This window comes from Streptomyces sp. NPDC058086 (genome assembly GCF_042885015.1).
Taxonomy (GTDB): Bacteria; Actinomycetota; Actinomycetes; order Streptomycetales; family Streptomycetaceae; genus Streptomyces.
This window is the reverse complement of the sequence record NZ_JBHVST010000292.1, coordinates 1-1,530: the sequence shown is the minus strand read 5'-3', so window position 1 is coordinate 1,530 and position 1,530 is coordinate 1. Positions and strand designations below refer to the sequence as shown.

General features: G+C 70.8%; 1 protein-coding gene. It reads right to left on the bottom strand.

Annotated elements, in window-relative coordinates; genetic code table 11:
• Positions 1 to 9: 9 nt before the first annotated feature.
• Positions 10 to 1,122, bottom strand: a complete 1,113-nt coding sequence (locus ACFVWD_RS58325) for a bifunctional DNA primase/polymerase (RefSeq protein WP_389607305.1) — start codon at positions 1,120 to 1,122, stop codon at positions 10 to 12.
• Positions 1,123 to 1,530: the final 408 nt, after the last annotated feature.

Below are 1,530 nucleotides of genomic sequence, written 5' to 3'. Positions count from 1 at the left end.
CTCCGGGGGTCATCCCTCTCTCCCCGGGTACAGCGGCCGGCGCGCACCGGCGGACATCCCGCTGCGGATGATCCCGGCCGCCCTCCTGCCCTGCTCCGGGCGGGCCCCGGCCGCGGCGTCCTGAAGGATCTGCTCCGCCTGCTCACGGGTGAGGAACCCGGCGGTGACGAGTCCGCCCGCGGTGTACGAGGCCCGGTTGAGCTTCTCCGAGAAACCGGCGCCCTCGGCATGCGCCGCGCAGGCGCTCACCTCGGCCAGCACCGAGCCGAGCACGCTGAAGGCCCCCTGCCTGCCGCCGCCCGCCTCGACGACCGCCTGGAGCGCTCTGGGCGGCACGGGGCGGGGCCCGGGCGGCCGGTCCCGGGGCAGGTGGCCCGTACGCTCAAGCTCCTCGGCCAGCCAGGCCGGCAGCACCGCAGGCCTGGTGCACGAGCCCAAAACCCTGTAGGCCCCCGCCCGGGTCCGCGTCCCCGGCGCGATGATGTACCCGCCATGGGCGCGCACATCCACCTGCCAGGCCAGCGCACGCCCGCCACCCGACCCCGAAGAACTCTGCCACGGACGGGCGTCCGGTGCCCGGTACCAGACGTGGAGGCCGCCTGACGGGGTCCGCACCCGCAGGGTGCCCTCGTCGGCGGCCGGGTCGGGAGCGCCCCGCAGGGCCGCCAGAACAGCCAGCGTGTGGTAGCCGTTCGCGAGGCCCGTCAGGTCCACCTGCCCCGGGATGGGGATGCCCGGCAGCAGACGGTCGCGCTCGGGAAGCTCCTGCCCGTGGGCGTCGATGTCGATGACCACCAGCCCCGCTGGACCGCACGAGACCCCCACCCCTGACTCCGGGGCGCTCCCCCACCACCGCACGATTCTCTCGACGTCACGGGTGGCGGCCCGGAAACCGTGGCACCAACGCCCTTCTGCCGGGCATGGACAGCCCGAGTAGGCGTGACCGGGAGCCCGGCAGGCCTCGCAGTTGCCCGCCGGAGTCTTGCGGCCGGCCGCCAACGGATGAACCGGCCAACCCTGCTCCGCACACCACCGGGCAACGTCCACAGACCGCGGCCCAGCCGGGAGGACGGATCCCGGGCGTGCGGTGGAGAATCCCAGAACGCGCAGCTCAGGAGCCATACACCGTTCCCCCGTAGCGACTGAAGCGACCCAACGACCAACACAGATTAGCGAAAACATCCGGCCTGTGCGGAGCTTCCTCTTCCCGAATCTTGCACCGTATCGAGGCCGAAGAAGCCTCTACTCGCTCGTACGAATTCCACAGCGACCGAACCTCGTGAGTCGCTGTACCTCTGAATCGACATAGCGGCAGTTCGGAGGGGTTGCCGATGCCCGACAGCGACTGAAGCGACTCGACCCACCTGTATATGACGCACACCTGCACACGCGAAATGGCTTCATATACCCGAACTTTGAGTCGCTTGAGTCGCTACGGACGTCGGAAGGCCCGTTTGCCCTGGTAGCACGCACACGCGGGCGAGCGACCGAGCGACTCTCCGGTCGCTGCGGCGACCGAACCACCGCAGC

Excerpts from the sequence above, each read along its gene's own strand:
- ACFVWD_RS58325 (WP_389607305.1), bottom strand. The coding sequence starts at position 1,122 with ATGGCTCCTGAGCTGCGCGTTCTGGGATTCTCCACCGCACGCCCGGGA.